At 55.1% G+C, this 19,491-nt stretch carries 17 protein-coding genes and 1 pseudogene; 5 read left to right on the top strand and 13 right to left on the bottom strand.

Annotated elements, in window-relative coordinates:
- Positions 1 to 66 precede the first annotated feature (66 nt).
- The 6 genes from nuoF to lrhA form a co-directional block, all read right to left on the bottom strand.
- Positions 67 to 1,407 carry an NADH-quinone oxidoreductase subunit NuoF gene (gene nuoF / locus FS690_RS00535; RefSeq protein ID WP_039385572.1) on the bottom strand — a complete coding sequence of 447 codons (1,341 nt, stop codon included), beginning with the start codon at positions 1,405 to 1,407 and terminating at the stop codon, positions 67 to 69.
- Positions 1,407 to 1,922, bottom strand: a complete 516-nt coding sequence (gene nuoE, locus FS690_RS00530; protein ID WP_039379025.1) for an NADH-quinone oxidoreductase subunit NuoE — start codon at positions 1,920 to 1,922, stop codon at positions 1,407 to 1,409. The genes nuoF and nuoE overlap by 1 nt, the downstream gene beginning before the upstream one ends.
- A 2-nt stretch (positions 1,923 to 1,924) precedes the next feature.
- Positions 1,925 to 3,724, bottom strand: coding sequence for an NADH-quinone oxidoreductase subunit C/D (gene nuoC, locus FS690_RS00525; RefSeq protein WP_039379028.1), 1,800 nt, complete (start codon positions 3,722 to 3,724; stop codon positions 1,925 to 1,927).
- Positions 3,725 to 3,840: 116 nt separating this feature from the next.
- Positions 3,841 to 4,518, bottom strand: coding sequence for an NADH-quinone oxidoreductase subunit B family protein (locus FS690_RS00520; protein WP_039379030.1), 678 nt, complete (start codon positions 4,516 to 4,518; stop codon positions 3,841 to 3,843).
- A gap of 15 nt (positions 4,519 to 4,533) precedes the next feature.
- Positions 4,534 to 4,977, bottom strand: coding sequence for an NADH-quinone oxidoreductase subunit A (locus FS690_RS00515; RefSeq protein ID WP_039379033.1), 444 nt, complete (start codon positions 4,975 to 4,977; stop codon positions 4,534 to 4,536).
- A gap of 648 nt (positions 4,978 to 5,625) precedes the next feature.
- Positions 5,626 to 6,549: a transcriptional regulator LrhA gene (gene lrhA, locus FS690_RS00510; RefSeq protein WP_039379035.1), complete on the bottom strand. Its 924-nt coding sequence runs from the start codon at positions 6,547 to 6,549 to the stop codon at positions 5,626 to 5,628.
- Between the two features lie 960 nt (positions 6,550 to 7,509).
- On the opposite strand from lrhA, the gene FS690_RS00505 reads away from it, so the two are divergent.
- Entirely contained in the window at positions 7,510 to 8,727 is a 1,218-nt protein-coding gene (locus FS690_RS00505) for a pyridoxal phosphate-dependent aminotransferase (protein WP_039379037.1), read from the top strand.
- A 120-nt stretch (positions 8,728 to 8,847) separates the two neighbouring features.
- Positions 8,848 to 9,447, top strand: coding sequence for a 5'-deoxynucleotidase (gene yfbR / locus FS690_RS00500; RefSeq protein ID WP_039379039.1), 600 nt, complete (start codon positions 8,848 to 8,850; stop codon positions 9,445 to 9,447).
- A 15-nt stretch (positions 9,448 to 9,462) separates the two neighbouring features.
- Here yfbR and FS690_RS00495 read toward each other — a convergent pair whose 3' ends face one another.
- The 3 genes from FS690_RS00495 to FS690_RS00485 are packed head-to-tail and all read right to left on the bottom strand — an operon-like array spanning position 9,463 to position 10,862.
- The gene (locus FS690_RS00495) at positions 9,463 to 10,122 is read right to left on the bottom strand and encodes a sugar phosphatase (protein ID WP_071668057.1); all 660 of its coding nucleotides are present in this window, start codon (positions 10,120 to 10,122) and stop codon (positions 9,463 to 9,465) included.
- Between the two features lie 28 nt (positions 10,123 to 10,150).
- On the bottom strand, positions 10,151 to 10,603 hold the full coding sequence (gene yfbV, locus FS690_RS00490; protein ID WP_039379043.1) for a terminus macrodomain insulation protein YfbV: 453 nt from the start codon (positions 10,601 to 10,603) through the stop codon (positions 10,151 to 10,153).
- Positions 10,593 to 10,862, bottom strand: a complete 270-nt coding sequence (locus FS690_RS00485; protein ID WP_145338918.1) for a hypothetical protein — start codon at positions 10,860 to 10,862, stop codon at positions 10,593 to 10,595. Before FS690_RS00485 ends, yfbV begins: the two co-directional genes overlap by 11 nt.
- A 79-nt stretch (positions 10,863 to 10,941) precedes the next feature.
- Here FS690_RS00485 and ackA point away from each other — a divergent pair, with 79 nt between their 5' ends.
- Positions 10,942 to 12,144 carry an acetate kinase gene (gene ackA / locus FS690_RS00480; RefSeq protein ID WP_094111120.1) on the top strand — a complete coding sequence of 401 codons (1,203 nt, stop codon included), beginning with the start codon at positions 10,942 to 10,944 and terminating at the stop codon, positions 12,142 to 12,144.
- Between the two features lie 69 nt (positions 12,145 to 12,213).
- Entirely contained in the window at positions 12,214 to 14,358 is a 2,145-nt protein-coding gene (pta, locus tag FS690_RS00475; RefSeq protein ID WP_169713301.1) for a phosphate acetyltransferase, read from the top strand.
- Positions 14,359 to 14,436: 78 nt separating this feature from the next.
- On the opposite strand, the gene yfcD is transcribed toward pta, so the two are convergent.
- Complete coding sequence (gene yfcD / locus FS690_RS00470) at positions 14,437 to 14,982, bottom strand: NUDIX hydrolase YfcD (RefSeq protein ID WP_039379079.1); 546 nt, start codon at positions 14,980 to 14,982, stop codon at positions 14,437 to 14,439.
- Positions 14,983 to 15,310: 328 nt separating this feature from the next.
- On the opposite strand from yfcD, the gene FS690_RS00465 reads away from it, so the two are divergent.
- Positions 15,311 to 16,222: a TIGR01777 family oxidoreductase gene (locus tag FS690_RS00465; protein ID WP_039379083.1), complete on the top strand. Its 912-nt coding sequence runs from the start codon at positions 15,311 to 15,313 to the stop codon at positions 16,220 to 16,222.
- A gap of 13 nt (positions 16,223 to 16,235) precedes the next feature.
- Here FS690_RS00465 and FS690_RS00460 read toward each other — a convergent pair.
- The 3 genes and pseudogenes from FS690_RS00460 to xylB form a co-directional block, all read right to left on the bottom strand.
- Positions 16,236 to 16,469 (bottom strand): annotated as a pseudogene (locus FS690_RS00460) (SDR family oxidoreductase); the annotation flags it as partial.
- 235 nt (positions 16,470 to 16,704) lie between these two features.
- Entirely contained in the window at positions 16,705 to 17,985 is a 1,281-nt protein-coding gene (locus FS690_RS00455) for an MFS transporter (protein ID WP_145338917.1), read from the bottom strand.
- Between the two features lie 27 nt (positions 17,986 to 18,012).
- Positions 18,013 to 19,482 carry a xylulokinase gene (xylB, locus tag FS690_RS00450; protein WP_145338916.1) on the bottom strand — a complete coding sequence of 490 codons (1,470 nt, stop codon included), beginning with the start codon at positions 19,480 to 19,482 and terminating at the stop codon, positions 18,013 to 18,015.
- Positions 19,483 to 19,491: the final 9 nt, after the last annotated feature.

Genomic DNA, 19,491 nt, shown 5'->3' with positions numbered 1-19,491 from the left:
TCAAATTCTGTTATCCCGCTTTTCAGCCGGACTGGCGTCTGGCGCCTTCCGTCTACGGTGGTCTGCTTACCAGCGCGTTTTCAGCAGGTTAGGCTGAATACCGCCGATAGAACGGGTATTGCCAAACACCTGCGGCGCAATGCCGGCTTCAAACTCTTCACGGAAATATTTAATTGCGCTCTGCAGAGGCTCAACCGCGCCTGGTGCATGCGCACAGAAGGTTTTACCCGGGCCCAGCTGACGGCAAAGCTGCAGCAGCGTTTCGATATCACCCGGCTGCCCCTGCTTCTGCTCCAGCGCGCGCAGGATCTTGACGCTCCACGGCAGGCCGTCGCGGCACGGCGTACACCATCCGCACGACTCACGGGCAAAAAACTCTTCCAGGTTACGCACCAGCGACACCATATTGATCTCGTGATCTACCGCCATCGCCAGCGCCGTACCCAGACGGCTGCCCGCTTTACCGATGCTGGCAAACTCCATTGGCAGATCGAGATGCTGGTCGGTCAGAAAATCGGTTCCGGCACCGCCTGGCTGCCACGCCTTAAACTTCAGGCCATCGCGCATACCGCCGGCATAATCTTCCAGAATCTCGCGGGCGGTGATGCCAAACGGCAGTTCCCAGACGCCAGGGTTTTTAACGCGGCCGGAGAAGCCCATCATTTTGGTGCCGGCATCTTCACTTTTAGACAGCCCTTTGTACCACTCCACGCCGTTCAGGAAGATAGCTGGCACGTTGGAGAGGGTCTCAACGTTGTTAACGCAGGTTGGCTTGCCCCAGACGCCGGCGCTGGCCGGGAACGGTGGCTTTGAGCGCGGGTTAGCACGACGCCCTTCCAGCGAGTTGATCAGCGCCGTCTCTTCACCGCAGATATAGCGGCCCGCGCCGGTGTGAACAAACAGTTCAAAATCAAAACCGGTGCCGAGAATATTTTTACCGAGATAGCCCGCTTCTGTAGCTTCGGCGATGGCGCGACGCAGGTTCTCTGCTGCTTCAACATATTCACCGCGCAGGAAGATGTAGCCGCGATAAGCTTTTAGCGCGAAAGCACTGATCAGCATGCCTTCCACCAACTGATGTGGCAGCTGCTCCATCAGCAGGCGGTCTTTATAGGTGCCTGGCTCCATCTCATCCGCGTTACACAGCAGATAACGGATATTCATGGACTCATCTTTTGGCATCAGACTCCACTTCAGGCCGGTGCTGAAGCCCGCACCGCCGCGCCCTTTCAGGCCAGAGTCTTTGACCGCCGTAACGATTTCATCCTGGCTCATGCCGTTCAGCGCTTTTTCGGCGCCAGCGTAGCCATTTTTGCTGCGGTACTCTTCCAGCCAGACCGGCTGTTTGTCGTCGCGCAGACGCCAGGTCAGCGGATGCGTTTCCGCAGCACGAATAATGGGTTTCATCATTGATACTGCTCCAGTAGCGAGGCGATACCTTCCGGCGTCAGGTGAACGTGCGTATCGTCATTCACCATCATGGTCGGCCCCTTATCGCAGTTGCCGAGGCAGCAGGTAGGCAGCAGCGTAAAGCGGCCGTCTGCCGTTGTCTGGCCGGGTTTAATATGAAGATTCTGTTCCAGCGCTGCCTGAATGCCCTGATAACCGGTAATGTGGCACACCACGCTGTCGCAGTAGCGGATCACGTGACGGCCAACAGGCGTACGGTAAATCTGGCTGTAGAACGTTGCCACGCCTTCGACATCGCTGGCCGGAATACCCAGCACATTAGCAATTGCGTGAATAGCGCCATCCGGCACCCAGCCCCGCTGTTTTTGCACGATCTTCAGCGCTTCAATTGAGGCTGCGCGCGCATCCTCGTAGTGATGTTTTTCATGCTCAATAGCGTGGTGCTCGGCCTCGCTCAGCACAAAGACCTCATTCGGGTCGATGGTTTGAATGGCAATTTTTTGATCGTGCATAATTAGCGGTCCACGTCTGACATAACAAAATCGATACTACCGAGGTAGACGATGAGATCGGATACCAGGCTGCCGCGGATCACTGACGGGATCTGCTGCAGGTGCGGGAAGCTTGGCGTGCGCACGCGGGTGCGGTAGCTCATGGTGCTGCCGTCGCTGGTCAGGTAGTAGCTGTTGATCCCTTTCGTCGCCTCAATCATCTGGAACGATTCATTGGCGGGCATCACCGGTCCCCAGGAGACCTGCAGGAAGTGGGTGATCAGGGTTTCAATGTGCTGCAGCGTACGCTCTTTCGGCGGCGGCGTGGTCAGCGGATGGTCCGCTTTGAACGGCCCTTCCGGCATATTGTTCAGGCACTGCTCCAGAATACGCAGCGACTGCCACATCTCTTCCATTTTCAGCTGTACGCGGGTGTAAGCATCGCTGATGCCTGCGCCAACCGGAATTTCAAAATCGAAGTTTTCGTAGCCTGAATAAGGACGCCACTTACGCACGTCAAAGTCGAGACCGGTTGCACGCAGACCCGCACCGGTTGTGCCCCACGCCAGCGCTTCATCCATATTGTAAGCGGCTACGCCCTGTGAGCGTCCCATCAGCACGGTGTTGCGCAGTGCCGCTTTGTCATACTCTTTCAGGCGTTTTGGCATCCAGTCGAGGAACTCACGCAGCAGACGCTCCCAGCCTTTCGGCAGATCGTGCGCCACACCACCGATACGGAACCAGGCGGGATGCATGCGGAAACCGGTAATCGCTTCCACGACATCATAAATTTTCTGACGATCGGTAAACGCAAAGAACACCGGCGTCATTGCGCCAACGTCCTGAATAAAGGTTGAGATGTAGAGCAGGTGGCTGTTGATACGGAACAGCTCAGAGAGCATCACGCGAATGACGTTAACGCGGTCTGGTACCGTGATCCCGGCCAGTTTCTCTACGGCGAGTACGTAAGGCATTTCATTAACACAGCCGCCCAGATACTCGATACGATCGGTATAGGGGATATAGCTGTGCCAGGACTGCCGCTCGCCCATCTTCTCGGCACCGCGATGGTGATAGCCAACGTCAGGTACGCAGTCGACAATCTCTTCACCGTCGAGCTGCAGGATGATACGGAAAGCACCGTGCGCAGAGGGGTGGTTCGGGCCAAGGTTAAGGAACATAAAGTCCTCATTGGCCGTGCTGCGTTTCATGCCCCACTCTTCTGGTTTGAACGTCAGCGACTCCATCTCCAGATCTTCTTTCTGCTTAGTCAGCGTAAAGGGATCGAACTCAGTCGCGCGCGCCGGATAATCTTTACGCAGCGGGTGCCCTTCCCAGGTCTGCGGCATCATAATGCGCGTCAGATGAGGATGCCCCTGGAACGTAATGCCAAACATCTCCCAGGTCTCGCGCTCATACCAGTTGGCGTTGGCGAAGATAGTGGTGATGGTTGGCACATTCAGATCGTTTTCAGATAACGCCACCTTGAGCATAATGTCGCGGTTACGTTCAATAGAAAGCAGATGATAGAAAACGGAAAAATCCGCAGCAGGCAGGCCTGCGCGGTGGGTACGTAAACGCTCATCAAAGCCATGCAGGTCATACAGCATGACATAGGGCTTAGGCAGCTTGCGCAGAAACGTTACAATTTCCAGCAGCTGTTCGCGCTTTACCCAGACTACAGGAATGCCGGTGCGGGTTGCCTGAACAGTAAAGGCGTCCGGCCCAAAACGATTACGCAGCTCGCCGATCACCGGGTCATCCAGGTGCTCACGGGTTTGCCATGCTGGCTGAGCGAGATCTTGCGTGGTCAAATCTGTCATACGTTACTCACCATTCCGGCCTGTTATCAGGCACTCAAAAGAAGGCGTCAGGATGGCGGCACACACTACGTTGTCATTTTCTGCTGTGGCCGTTACTCCATCCGTGTACGGGATACTTACACTTCGTCCGGGGTTCTCAGGTTAGTGACGGCAATGCGCTCGCCACGTTTCCTTTCACGTTCAGACTGCATGTTGGCGCGATATACACCCTGGTCACCGACTACCCATGAGAGTGGACGGCGCTCTTTACCGATCGACTCACGCAGCAGCAGCAGCGCCTGCATATAGGCTTCCGGACGCGGCGGGCAGCCCGGAATGTAAACATCCACCGGCAGAAATTTATCCACACCCTGTACGACAGAATAGATGTCATACATCCCGCCTGAGTTAGCGCAGGCACCCATAGAGATCACCCATTTAGGTTCCAGCATCTGATCGTACAAACGCTGAATAACGGGTGCCATTTTGGTAAAAGGCGTACCGGCAATAACCATAAAGTCAGCCTGGCGCGGCGAGGCGCGCATAACTTCAGCGCCAAAGCGTGCCACGTCATGCACCGCAGTAAATGACGTGGTCATTTCTACGTAGCAGCAGGAGAGGCCAAAGTTATAGGGCCAGAGAGAGTTCTTACGACCCCAGTTCACCATGTCATGCAGAGCGTGTTCCAGCTTGCCCATATAAACGCTACGGTGAACGTGCTGTTCCAGAGGATCGGTAACAATCTCCTGTTTCTGCAGAGGATAGCGATCGCCATCCCCGCCGTTCGGGTCTACGCGTGTCAGCGTGTAGTCCATCTTATTGCCTCGCTTTTACTGCTTATGAGGGTTGGTGTGACTGTGGCTGACCGGGCTTGATTTGACCACTACGCGACGACGCGCAGGAGCCCAATCCAGCGCGCCGATGCGAACCAGATAAACCAGGCCTGCCAGGAGCACCAAAATGAAAATTGCGGCTTCGACAAAGCCGACCCAGCCGCTTTCGCGAATGGAGGTCGACCAGGCGTATAAATAGAGGGCTTCCACGTCGAAAATAACGAAAAACATGGCAACCAGATAGAATTTTGCAGAGAGGCGGATGTGGGTATCGCCAACCGATTCAATACCAGACTCAAACGGGGTGTTTTTGTAACGCGCTTTAGCACGTCCACCAAGCAGCCAGCCGCCGGTTAACATAAAGGCACAAAGGCCAAATGCGATCACAATAAATACAATAAACGCCCAGTGATGAGCGATGACTTCGGTGGTTGTTGACATACGCTTTGCTTACTCATCAAAAGTGGCGATGGCATCCTGCACTGTTGCAGCAAACACACCACATCGATTCAAGGGAAGGATAAAAACCTTATAAACGTTGCTGTCTTTCCTGATTAGGCAGCAATTTTATGGGGTTTTTTACTCCTTTCTATAACCTTTTGTCAACTTTGACAAAAGTATCCAAACATTATTTTACACCCGCATCATATTATTAACATATACCCTCATCAGCGCCAGCTAAATCGCTTCAGTTTGTGCGGTTAATTTCAGTGCAGCGGGGTTTTACATGCATGGATCGTGCGTTTAACACTCACATTTTGACAGGTCTTCCGCAGATTTCCCTCTCCCTGACAGGGTTATTTTTTTGATCCAGAACACACTTCTGCGTTTTTAGCTCTAAAAAGCAGCGCATATGGCAGGATCGGTTAGAGCAAAGAAGGCATTTTTTGATAAAAAATTTCTAAAATGACGGGAACTGAAACAACTGCTCGTTTTTCGGAAAGCCTGATAATTATCGGCCATAAAAATGCTTATCTGGCCCCGGATAACAGGCAAAAAAAAAGCCTTAGTCGCAGTTACGCCGACTAAGGCTTTTTTATAGCAATTATACAGCGCGTAACGCGCGTATTACTGCAGTGTCGCTACGGCTTACTCTTCATCATCCAGCAGCAGTGAGCTATCCGGATTTGCACTGAGATTGTAAGGATCGTTCGTCGATTGCATGGCGTTGAAAATGGCCAGCGCCAGTTCATTATCGCTGTCAGCGTTACGGCACAGCAGGTATTGCGTATCCGGTAACACTGGCAAACCTTCGGCTGCGCCCATTACGCGCAACTCAGGACTCATCATTTCAACCGGACGTGCCGTTACGCCCAGACCGGCTTTAACGGCCGCGCGCACTGCTGCCAGCGTTGATGCCACGTAAGAGATACGCCATGGAATACCCGCTTCGTTCAGATGGTCTATCGCCATATCGCGATACGGGCTTGGTTCATCCAGCAGTACCAGAGGAATCGCTTCGCCGCGCTGGAAAATATAGTCAGCGGCACAGTACCAGAGCGTTGGTGAAGTACGCAGTACCTGATGCGTGAAGTTACCCGGGCTGGACGTGGTCACAACCAGATCGACTTCTCCCTGGTTCAGCATCTCCATCATAAACGGGTTACGTTTTACACGTACATCGATGGCGAGCTTTGGATAGACTGACGTCACCCGGTTCAGCAGGAAAGGCAGAATGGTATCTGACGTGTCATCAGAGGCTCCGATAGTCAGAACGCCCTGAATATTGCTGTACATGAGTGAGGTGCAGGCTTCGTCGTTAAAACGCAGGATTTTCCTGGCATAGCCAAGCAGCTGGATACCGTGCTCCGTCAGAAGTTTGTTACGTCCATGTCGGGCAAACAGCTCTTTACCTACCAGTTGCTCCAGACGTTGCATCTGCTGGCTTACCGCTGACTGGGTTCTGCACACGGCCGCCGCCGCCGCTGCAAACGTATTCAGGTCTGCAACAGCAACAAATGTACGCAGCAGATCGAGGTCGAGATTCAGTATCGGACGATTTGCATTAGTCATGATTTTTTTCTTCACTTTATAAGATTTTTAGAACTACTACCCTGGTGTATTGCCACAAAATCAAAGAGATAAGTGGCAATGGTGCTTACTGACAATCTCCAGAGGAGATCGTCTTAAAACCGAGTTCAGGCGGGTAATGACGAGCGTACGTTCTCTGGCAGCAGAGAGGCGGCGTCATTAGAGACAGAACAACTTCAGGGCCAAAGACAAGAGTCGTACCGGTGCTGGAAGCTGTGTAGTTGCCTGGTTGCCTGCATAAAAGGTTGCAGAGCAAAAAAAGAGATAACACGTTGTTATGTCGAAACGAAGCCATAAAGTGCTTCAAATAATAAATTATACTTAATCATTTTTACGCTTTAAAGGGAAATGTTTTCGTGCAAAACATCAAATTTTTTGCTTAATAAGCCCGTTTAGTCCCTCCGGCAACGCCAGGGTCAAATTTTGACCATCTGGTTTGTAAACTTATTTGGAGCGATAAAGTTACAGAAAAACGCTCATTGCCCGCCAGTATTGCGATCGTACCCGTTGCTATTCGCGCAATTTCTATGCTGAGACTGCGCATAAGAATGCAGATATTGCCGCTGCGCCATGCATGAGTTAACGCCAGCTGAATAAAACAGCATCATTTAGCAAGATACGCTTAACTATTTCATTGCGCAGCTAATCATTAGTATGGAAAGCATAACCCGGTTTTCTTATGACAGAGGGGCAGCTGGCGTAGCCGTTACAGGCAAATCGCATCGCTATTTACCAAAATAATAGTCTTGTAAATTAACCACAGGCAGTCATAAAACCCAATTTAACCGGCATATCACCATAATTACGCTACCCACACCGGGAATCTGTCTCAATCACGCCAAAAGCCGCTGCCACCCTTCTTTTGTTATCGGGAGAGGAGTAAATTGGGCAGGTTTTAACTGGGTGGCGGGTTAAAGGACTCTGCCCGAAAAGGCGGCAACGATGAATTTCCAAATTGATAAATCCGGTAAGCTGGAAAATGTCTGTTACGACATTCGCGGACCGGTACTAAAAGAAGCAAAGCGACTTGAAGAAGAAGGCAACAAGGTTCTCAAGCTGAATATTGGCAACCCAGCGCCGTTTGGTTTTGAAGCACCTGATGAAATTCTGGTCGACGTTATACGTAATCTGCCTGGCGCGCAGGGATACTGCGACTCCAAGGGGCTCTACTCTGCTCGTAAAGCCATTATGCAGCACTATCAGGCGCGTGATATGCGCGACGTTACCGTTGAAGATATCTATATCGGCAATGGGGTATCAGAGCTGATCGTGCAGGCGATGCAGGCGCTGCTCAATAGCGGCGATGAGATGCTGGTGCCGGCACCGGATTACCCACTGTGGACGGCAGCCGTTTCACTCTCCAGCGGCAAAGCTGTCCATTACCGATGCGATGAGTCAGCCGGCTGGTTTCCGGATCTGGATGATATCCGTAGCAAAATCACACCGCGCACGCGTGGAATTGTGATTATCAACCCCAATAACCCGACCGGCGCGGTTTACAGTAAAGAGCTGCTGCTGGAGGTGGTAGAAATAGCGCGTCAGCATAACCTGATCATCTTTGCTGATGAAATCTATGACAAAATCCTCTACGACGATGCGCAGCATCACTCCATTGCGGCGCTGGCACCCGATCTTCTGACGGTGACCTTTAACGGTTTGTCTAAAACCTATCGCGTGGCCGGTTTTCGTCAGGGCTGGATGGTGCTAAACGGGCCGAAAAAGCACGCCAAAGGCTATATTGAAGGCCTGGAAATGCTCGCCTCTATGCGCCTGTGTGCCAACGTGCCCGCTCAGCATGCGATTCAGACCGCGCTGGGAGGCTACCAGAGCATCAGCGAGTTTATCGCCCCTGGCGGACGGCTCTACGAGCAGCGCCAGCGCGCCTGGGAGCTGATTAACGATATTCCCGGCGTAAGCTGCGTTAAACCGCAGGGCGCGCTTTACATGTTCCCGCGCATCGATCCGAAAAAATTTAATATTTATGACGATCAGAAGATGGTGCTCGACTTCCTGCTGCAGGAAAAAGTGCTGCTGGTACAGGGCTCCGCCTTTAACTGGCCACATCCGGATCACGTGCGCATTGTTACTCTGCCGCGGGTAGACGATCTGGAGATGGCGATCGGCAAGTTTGGACGTTTTCTGCAGGGTTACCGGCAGTAAGTCACCTTCTGCTGCAGCCAGCCAGGCGCTTAACCTGTCATGTATCTGGCTGCAGTCAGGTATATACTGTATGCATTCCGGGGAGGGGTTTCCTCCCCGCTGTGCTGACAGGATGCTGTAATGACTCAAAGCCACTTTTTCGCTCACCTCTCCCGCCTGAAACTCATCAATCGCTGGCCGCTGATGCGCAATGTGCGTACAGAAAATGTCTCTGAACACAGCCTGCAGGTCGCGATGGTGGCGCATGCGCTGGCAGTGATCAAAAATCTGAAATTTGCAGGTGAACTCAATCCCGATCGTATTGCAATGCTGGCGCTCTATCATGATGCCAGTGAAGTGCTGACCGGCGATCTGCCAACGCCGGTTAAGTATTACAACGCGCAAATTGCGCATGAATACAAAAAGATTGAGAAAATTGCCCAGCAAAAGCTGATTGAAATGCTGCCGCCCGAATTGCAGGAAGCGTATCGGCCGCTGATTGATGAACACCACTATAGCGCGGCCGAACAGGCTGTGGTGAAACAGGCTGACGCTCTCTGCGCCTATCTGAAATGCCTTGAGGAGCTCTCTGCCGGCAACCATGAATTTTCACTGGCTAAAACACGGCTGGAGAAGACCCTGACCGAGCGGCGTTCACCTGAAATGGATTATTTTATGGAGGTGTTCGTCCCGAGCTTTACTCTGTCGCTTGATGAGATTTCACAGGAGACCCCGCTCTGAGCGAGCGGGTATCATTCAGGCGCGCAGGCTCAGCGAAAAGGCGCCGGTGTCGTTCTGCGTAATTTTCAGCGTGCTCAGATCGGGCAGATTAAACAGAACCTGGTTCAGACCAGGCGTATCTGCCGCTGGATCGATGGCGATCACTGCGCTGCCGGCCGCAAGGCCTGCCGCAATACCTGCGGGCGCATCTTCTACCACCACACATTCAGACGGATGCAGGCCCAGACGCTCAGCACCCAGTAAATAGGGTTCCGGATCGGGCTTGCCGCGCCGGATATCGTTAGCCGTAATAAACACCGCTGGCAAAGGGAGCTCAGCTGCGCGATGCCGGGCGTGGGCTACCGGCACCGAACCGGAGGTGACAATCGCCCAGGGGATGTTCTGTTCATTAAGCTGCGTCAGCAGCGCGCGCGCGCCGGCTATCTCCCGTATGCCCTGCGTATCCCGGGCTTCCTGCTGCTCCAGCCAGTGAAATTCCGCCTGGATGGCGGCCTCACTCTCGCCGCGCATGAAATGGCGCAGTGAATCGATAGCGGGTTTGCCGTGAATATAATCGAGTACCACCTCAGCGCTGAGCGCATGACGCTCGCCCCACTGCGTCCAGCAGCGGTTTACTGCCGGCAGTGAATCCACCAGCGTGCCATCCAGGTCAAACAGAAATCCTTTAAAATTCACCTGCTGCTCCTTATCCGATTGTGCAGAATTAAAGATCGTCCAGAAAGGTGCGATCCAGCTGTCTGAACGCCCGTTTAAGTACATCAGCCAGCGCCTGATAGGTGGGCTTTCCCTCTACCGGTGCAATCGCCTGCCCCGCCTCTTCCAGTTTGCTGCGGACTTCGTTGAACCACTGCAGCAGCGCAGGCGGCAGCGGCGTACCGGCTCGTTTACCCAGCCACCACAATCCCTGCATCGGCAGGCTGCAGGCAAACAGCGCGGTGGCGATGGCTGGCCCCAGCTGCCCGCCCAGCGCTATCTGCCACGTCAGGGTAAATACGGCCAGCGGCGGCATAAAACGGATGGCAAAGCGGGTCGCCGTAACGACCCGGTTTTCCGGAAACACTGGCGCCAGACGTTTATCCGCAGGCCAGGTTTTCATGTAGTGTTGTCCGCGCTGAAATAAGCCAAACCAGCCCGGATTACCTGCGTCATTCGCCATTATGCACCTCAACTAATACTGCATTATTTAAAATAAATTTGTAACTACACAACTTTACGTGACATCCTTCAAAACATTTTGTTTTTGCAGGTGACAGTGGGTATTCTGACGCCGTTTTCAGTAACATTACCGGAAGCTGCCGCCTGATTAAAGCACAGCCAGAGCCAGGTATTGCTACAACGCTTTCAAAAATTTGCGTAAAATTACCGAATTTTTTTGCGTGTCGTTTTCTTTTTAGCTGGCGCATGATGTTAATCATAAATCGCCCCGCTCTCATGGGCTACGCTGTTAGTCTGATTGCGTTATTTTTAGCCACTATTTAACAAATAGGTACTTCCATGTCGACGAAGTTAGTACTGGTTCTGAACTGCGGCAGTTCTTCTCTTAAATTTGCTATCCTCAATCCAGCTACCGGCGATGAGTACCTGTCGGGACTGGCTGAATGTTTCCACCTGCCGGAAGCGCGGATTAAATGGAAGCTGGAAGGCAGCAAGCAGGAAGCCCCATTGGGTGCGGGCGCAGCCCACAGCGAAGCGCTGAACTTCATCGTTAAATCTATTCTGGCACAAAAACCAGAGCTTTCGGCACAAATCGCTGCAATCGGCCACCGTATCGTACATGGCGGTGAGCGACTGACCCAGTCCGTCATCATTGATGAGGCGGTCATTCAGGGTATTAAAGATGCCTCTTCTTTTGCACCGCTGCACAATCCGGCGCATTTAATCGGCATTGATGAAGCCATGAAAAATTTCCCGCATCTCTCTGATAAGAATGTGGCGGTTTTTGATACGGCTTTCCATCAGACAATGCCTGAAGAATCGTATCTCTACGCCCTGCCTTATCATCTCTATCGCGAGCATGGCGTACGCCGCTACGGCGCTCACGGCACCAGCCACTACTATGTGACGCAGGAAGCGGCAAAAATGCTGAACAAGCCAGTCAGCGAGCTGAACATCATCACCTGTCATCTTGGTAACGGCGGCTCCGTGTCTGCTATTCGTAACGGCCAGTGCGTTGATACCTCGATGGGCCTGACGCCGCTGGAAGGGTTAGTTATGGGCACCCGCAGCGGCGACATCGATCCGGCCATTGTTTTCTTCCTGCATGACGCTCTGGGTATGAGCGTTGATGCCATCAACAAGCTGCTGACCAAAGAGTCGGGACTGCTGGGTCTGACGGAAGTGACCAGCGACTGCCGCTATGTTGAAGATAATTATGCAACCAAAGAAGATGCAAAACGTGCGATGGATGTCTTCTGCCACCGGCTGGCCAAATATATCGGCAGCTATACGGCGCTCATGGATGGCCGTCTGGATGCCGTCATCTTTACCGGCGGTATTGGCGAAAATGCGGCTCTGGTACGTGAGCTGGCGCTGGGCAAACTGGGCCTGCTGGGCTTTGACCTTGACCATGAGCGCAATCTGGCTGCCCGTTTTGGCAAATCCGGTTTTATCAATAAAGAGGGTACCCGCCCTGCACTCGTCATCCCGACCAATGAAGAGCTGGTGATCGCGCAGGATGCCGCGCGCCTGACGGCCTGATCCCTTTCTCCGTCGGCTCAGGCTGACGGAGCGTTTTTTGACACCCTGTAACACCGCGAGGTTTTTAACGTGTCACGTACAATTATGCTTATCCCTACCGGCACCAGCGTCGGCCTGACCAGCGTCAGCCTTGGCGTAATCCGCGCAATGGAGCGCAAAGGCGTACGCCTGAGCGTCTTCAAGCCGATTGCACAGCCGCGCGCCGGGGGCGACCGACCGGACCAGACAACCACCATTATCCGCAAAAACTCCGCCATTCCTGCTGCTGAACCGCTGCAGATGTCGCGCGTTGAGTCACTGCTGGGTTCAAACCAGCAGGATGTGCTGATGGAGGAGATCATTGCCAACTACCACGCTACGGCCAGAGAAGCAGAGGTGGTGCTGGTCGAGGGTCTGGTACCGACACGCAAGCATCAGTTCGCTTCGGCGCTCAACTACGAGATCGCCAAGACGCTCAATGCAGAGATTGTTTTTGTAATGGCGCTGGGCAATGACTCCCCTGCTCAGTTGAAAGAGCGTATTGAGCTAAGCCAGAGCAGCTTTGGCGGCAGTAAAAACAAAAACATCACGGGCGTTATTATTAACAAACTGAATGCGCCGGTTGATGAGCAGGGGCGTACCCGCCCCGATCTCTCAGAGATCTTCGATGACTCCTCTAAAGCCAGCGTAGCCAACATCGATCCGAAACAGCTGTTTGCCAACAGCCCGCTGCCGGTGCTGGGCTGTGTGCCGTGGAGCTTTGACCTGATCGCCACGCGCGCTATCGATATGTGCCGCCACCTCAACGCGGAAATCATCAACGAAGGTGAAATCGAGACGCGCCGCGTTAAATCTGTGACCTTCTGCGCACGCAGCATCCCGCACATGCTGGAGCATTTCCGTCCCGGCTCGCTGCTGGTGACCTCGGCCGATCGCCCTGACGTGCTGGTTGCTGCCTGTCTGGCAGCGATGAACGGTATTGAAATTGGTGCCATTCTGCTGACCGGTGGCTATCAGATCGAAGCGCCTATTGCCCGTCTGTGCGAGCGCGCTTTCCAGACCGGCCTGCCGGTGTTTATGGTGAAAACCAACACCTGGCAGACGTCGCTGAGCCTGCAGAGCTTCAACCTGGAAGTACCGGCTGACGATACGCAGCGTATTGAAAAAGTGCAGGAGTATGTTGCCGGCTTTATCAACGCCGACTGGGTTGAGTCGCTGACCGCCACTTCCGAACGCAGTCGTCGCCTGTCGCCTCCTGCTTTCCGCTATCAGTTGACCGAACTTGCACGTAAAGCGGGCAAACGCATTGTCCTGCCGGAAGGCGACGAACCGCGCACGGTTAAAGCGGCGGCAATCTGCGCCGAACGCGGCATTGCCACCTGCGTCCTGCTGGGGGATCCGGATGAGATCCAGCGCGTGGCGGCGGCTCAGGGCGTGGAGCTGGGCACCGGCATTGAGATTGTCGATCCGAAAGTTGTGCGCGGAAACTATGTGCCGCGCCTGGTTGAGCTGCGCAAAAGCAAAGGCATGACGGAAGTCGTGGCGGAGGAGCAGCTGGAAGACAATGTGGTGCTGGGTACCATGATGCTGGAGAGCGGAGAAGTGGATGGCCTGGTCTCTGGCGCGGTGCACACCACTGCCAATACCATTCGTCCGCCGCTGCAGCTGATCAAAACTGCGCCCGGCAGCTCGCTGGTTTCATCCGTGTTCTTTATGCTGCTGCCGGAACAGGTACTGGTTTACGGCGACTGCGCCATCAACCCCGATCCTAACCCGGAGCAGCTGGCTGAAATCGCGATTCAGTCTGCAGATTCCGCCAGCGCCTTTGGTATCGATCCGCGCGTAGCGATGATCTCTTACTCAACCGGCAACTCCGGTGCGGGCAGCGACGTTGAGAAAGTGCGCGAAGCCACCCGCATTGCGCAGGAGAAGCGCCCCGATCTGGTTATTGATGGTCCGCTGCAATATGACGCGGCCATTATGGAAGATGTTGCCAGGTCCAAAGCGCCCAATTCGGCGGTTGCCGGACGCGCCACGGTCTTTATCTTCCCGGATCTCAATACCGGTAACACTACGTACAAAGCGGTGCAGCGCTCTGCCGATCTGATCTCTATCGGCCCGATGCTGCAGGGCATGCGTAAACCGGTCAATGACCTGTCACGCGGCGCGCTGGTCGATGATATCGTCTACACCATCGCCCTGACGGCCATTCAGTCGCAGCAGGCGGAAGGATAAGCTCTCCTCCCCTGCTCAGGTATAAAAAAAGCATGCGCCAGGCGCATGCTTTTTTTTCGCGTCGTGCAGATACAGCGGTCAGCTTTCGCTGTTCTGCTTGCTGCGTGCTGCATCGCTATTACGGCTCAGCCACAGCGAGAGCGCTTTCAGTGAATCGTCGGTAAACTCATCGCAGCGCGCCGTGATCTCTTCTGGCGTCATCCAGAAAATCTCATCAACTTCACTCTCCTGCATCGCAAACGGACCGTGAGAAACACAGCTGAACAGCCCGCCCCAGACGCGGCAGTGCTGATCTTCAAAGTAGAATTTGCCGTGTTCAGCGAAGGGTACTGCCGCGATCCCCAGCTCCTCTTCCGCTTCGCGCCGTGCAGATTCGAGCATCTCTTCACCGCTCTGCACCACGCCACCCGCGGTGGCATCCAGCATACCGGGCATGAAATCTTTGGTTTCTGTGCGACGCTGTACCAGGATCTTGCCCATACCATCATGAACCACGATATAGGTGGCGCGATGGCGCAGACACTGTGCCCGCATCTGTGCCCGGCTGGCCTGCGCAATCACTTCGTTCTCTTCGCTGACGATATCCACCCACTCAATAGCGTCATCTGCCGTTTGATCCACCATCCGTAACCCTTTTGACGTTTCAGCGTGCGCGGCACGCGTCGGTTTTTTTATTGCTTTATCAGAATGCGCGTAAGGTAAAGCGTTCTTATCACTGTCGCAAGCGCTTAGCGTGCTTTGCCCGATCCCGCCAGCCTCAGCATAAGCAGCCGGGGTGCCACATCTTTACCGGCTTTTTTCACCTAAGGCAATAATCTGCTGGTCGGATCTTTGCCTCTCCGGCAGCGTCAGGGCCGCTTTTTCCCTCACGCTGCAGGCGCTGTCACACTCACTCTCCGCTTCTCTTCTATGCTCAATGCTGAGCAGATAATAATTTACAGGGAGGCTCACGATGCAATTACTGATTACCGGCGGCACCGGGTTGATTGGCCGCCACCTGATCCCGCGACTGCTGCAGCTCGGGCATCAGGTGAATGTAGTGACGCGTGACGTGGCAGCCGCGCGGGAAAAACTCGATGAGCGCGTCAGGCTCTGGTCCGGACTCGATCAGCAGTCCGACCTTAATGGCATAGAGGGCATTATAAATCTGGCTGGCGAACCTATCGCTGATAAGCGCTGGAGCGCCAGCCAGAAGCAGCAGCTGTGCGAAAGCCGCTGGCAAATCACTGAACAGCTGGTTTCACTGATCCACGCCAGCAGTACTCCTCCCGCGTTTCTAATCTCTGGTTCAGCTACTGGCTTCTATGGCGACAGCGGCGAGGTCATTGTGACCGAAGAGGATCCCGGTCAGGATGAATTTACCCATACGCTGTGCGCGCGCTGGGAACAGCTGGCGCTCAAGGCCGAGAGCGAGCAAACCCGGGTCTGCCTGCTGCGTACCGGCGTTGTGCTGGCGCGTGAGGGCGGTGCGCTGGAAAAGATGAAACTGCCTTTTCGTCTTGGCGTGGGCGGGCCGATTGGCAGCGGCAAACAGTATCTGCCGTGGATCCATATTGATGACATGATCGATGCCATCATCTGGCTGATGGATCACCCGTCGCTGCGCGGTCCGTTCAACATGGTTGCCCCCTATCCGGTGCGTAACGAACAGTTTGCCGCGACGCTGGGACAGGTCATGCACCGGCCCGCTTTTATGCGCACGCCGGCGGCCGCCATCAAACTGATGATGGGTGAATCAGCAGTGCTGGTGCTGGGCGGTCAGCATGTGCTGCCCAAACGGCTGGAGGCGTCCGGCTTTACCTTTCGCTGGTATGATTTACAGCAGGCGCTGCAGGATGTGGCGGGATCACCGCCCCGTCCATAACCATCGAAGCGGCTCAGGCCTGCTTCGGCTGGCTATTCGACGCCGTCAGACCTCCGTCGACCGGCAGGTTAACGCCGGTGATATAACGCGCGTCATCGCTGGCGATAAAAGCAGTTGCGCTAGCGGTATCTTACGGCTCACCAGCGCGGCGCTGCAGAATGCGATCATAGAAGCGTTAATGCAGCGCCTCATCTCTTTTTATCTCTTCGGTAAGATCGGTGAGAGCAAAGCCAGGGCAAACGGCGTTGTTAACCAGCATATCGACGCGCCCATATTGCCGCTGCGGCACCCATGCCGGCTCCGGTGATCACCACCACTTACTCTGCAAAGCGCGACATCTTTCCTCCGGGTTATTTCGCGGTTGACACGGCTAAGCCTGACAGCCAGTACGCTGAGTTCAAGCGAAGCCTGCAGATTTAACGTGCCGCTTAGCTGAGGCAATAACCTGCGGATATTCAAATAGTGCACTTTTTCGTACAGTCTCAACTGCGCTGCTGCGCGATACGTGATTTCACTGCGGATGCTTCCCGGGTGTGTCCCGGTTGCGGCACGCGAATAATAAACGTCAGCACGCCGGCAAACACATACAGCCCGGTGTACGCCCATACCACGCCGACGATATCGAAGAACGGCAACATAACTGAAGCAATCGCCGGTGCCACAAAGTTGCTGAGGCCTGCCGACAGATTGTAAATCGAAACGGCTGCGCCTTTATGATGCGGTTCAAGCGTCGGGAACACGGCGGTCATTGGCACAAATGCCGCGACAAAAATCCCCAGCATCACCGCCGGAATCAGCGCGACCCAGAAATTGTGGCCGGCATACAGCGGCAGGTAGTAAAACGCCAGGCTGGAGATCGCCATACCGAGGCAGCCATACCAGCGCACCTGGCGGATCCAGCCAATTTTCTCGCCGATGATGCCCCAGAAGATGTTGGTGAAAATGGTGACAAAAAAGAACACTGCCCAAATCTGCAACCATTCAGAGATGGTAAAGCCGAGACGATCAACAAACAGCAGCGGCATGATAATCGCAAAACCAAACAACGATAGCGTATTGATGATGCGAATCAGACAGGCGTAAAACACGTGCTGGTTGGTGAACAGAATGGTCACTGCGCGTGACATTTCGGTCATTTTGTCACGCAGCGGCAGATTCACACGCGAACGGTCCACCGGCACATTGCGCAGGCTGAAAAAGGCCAGTATGCCGCCTGCCGCTACCCAGCCAATCGCCAGCCACAGCGTGCCGGTTTCACCCAGCATCGGGATAGTCAGGCTGGGCAGATAGCTGCCGACCACGCCAATGCCGACCGAATACATCGCCCAGAACCATCCGGTGGCGGCAGCCAGTTTCTCGCGCGGCAGTACCTGCACCAGCATCATCATGAAGGAGTAGATGAACAGCGGATAAGCCAGCCCGCGAATGCCGTAAAACAGCACCATCAGCGGATAATTACGCAGGCCAAGACCGAGCGACATAAACAGCGTGTGCATCACTATCCATAGCACAAAGCCAATCAGCATTGCACGTTGCGGGGTAATCAACTCCGCAACCACGCCGGACGCCCAGGCCGCCAGCGCCGCCGCCAGTCCGTAAAAGGTAAACACCAGCGCCGACTGGCCTGGCGTGAAGCCCATGTCAGTAATATGGCGGGAGAGAAACGCCATTTCGAAGCCGTCGCCCGCCATAAAAATGGCAATCGCGAGGAAGCCCCGGAACATTTTTTTCGGTAAGCCAAACCAGTAATCGTTCGCGTGCATCACCATCTTCCTCTGTTCAGTAAGCCATCAGGCAGGCAGCAGCGCGCGTGCCTGCTGTTGTTGAGCGTAGAGTTCGCGGAACAGGCGCAGGCGCTGCTGCAGCACCGCACCGCGTGCCGCATCGGGCTGGTAACGCGCCTGAACCGGCGGTTTCAGGCATACCTGCTGCTCGTTGCCGCCGGCACTGAGCCAGGCCAGACGCGCGGCCCCGAGAGCGCCCGAGGCGCTGGCTGGATGAGTGACGATCGGCAGCTGCAGCACATCCGCAATCAGCTGTGCCCACAGCGTGCTGCGCGCGCCGCCGCCGGTCAGGCTGCACTGGGTAATTTGTCGCTGCGCATCGCCCAGCACCGCCAGTCCGTCCGCCAGGCCAAACGCTACGCCTTCAATCACCGCATAGCCCAGCAGCGCACGCGGCGTTTCGTGGCGCAGATTGAAGAAAGCGCCTGAGGCATCAGGATCGTTGTGCGGTGTGCGTTCACCCGAGAGATAGGGCAAAAACAGCGGTGCGCGGCGGCACTGCTCCGTGCTCAGTTCTGCCATCTCTGCCATTAGCTGGTTCTCGCTCACCGATAACAGCTGGCACAGCCAGCGCAGACAGCTGGCAGCACTTAGCATCACGCTCATCTGATGCCAGCGCCCCGGCAGCGCGTGGCAAAAAGCGTGCACGCCGGATTGTGGATCGGCCTGCAGGCGGTCGTTAACCACGAAGATCACGCCGGATGTGCCGAGTGAGATAAACGCATCGCCGGGATTAACCGCGCCAACGCCTACCGCAGAGGCCGCGTTATCACCGCCGCCGCCTGCCACGCTTACCGTAGCGGACAAGCTCCAGGCGCGGGCAACATCTTCACGCAGTGTGCCGCTGACGGCACTTCCCTCCACCAGCGTGGGCAGTTGCGCGCGCGTCAGTCCGCTTATCGCCAGCAGTTCATCTGACCAGTCGCGCTGTGCCACATCCAGCCACAGCGTGCCCGCCGCATCGGACGGCTCGCTGACGAATGCTCCGGTGAGCCGCCAGCGCAGATAATCTTTCGGCAGCAGCACTTTCGCGATGCGCCGGAAGATTGCGGGTTCATGCTCAGCCACCCAGTGCAGTTTGGGGGCGGTAAAGCCCGGCATGATCATGTTACCGCTGATGTGCATCATCTGCGGATGTCGGGTGCGCAGCGTCTCGCACTCGGCGGCGCTGCGCGTGTCGTTCCACAGTATGCACGGGCGCAATACCTGGCCTTCGGCATCCAGCAGCACTGCGCCGTGCATCTGGCCGGAGAGACCAATGGCGCGGATGGCGTGCCAGGCATCCGGCACCTGTTGTCGCAGTGCGGCCAGCACCTGTTCGCACGCCTGCCACCAGCTTTCCGGATCCTGCTCAGCCCAGTGCGGATGTGGACGCTGCACGCTAAGCGTGGCATGGCTGGAAGCCACAATGTCGCCCTGCGCGTTGACGATCAGCGCTTTGAGTTCGGAGGTGCCAATATCAATGCCGAGATACATCACACGCTC

The organism is Pantoea sp. PSNIH1 (assembly GCF_007680655.1).
Classification (GTDB): domain Bacteria; phylum Pseudomonadota; class Gammaproteobacteria; order Enterobacterales; family Enterobacteriaceae; genus Pantoea; species Pantoea eucrina.
Note: the sequence above shows the minus strand (reverse complement) of the source record. Positions and strands in the feature narration are given on the sequence as shown.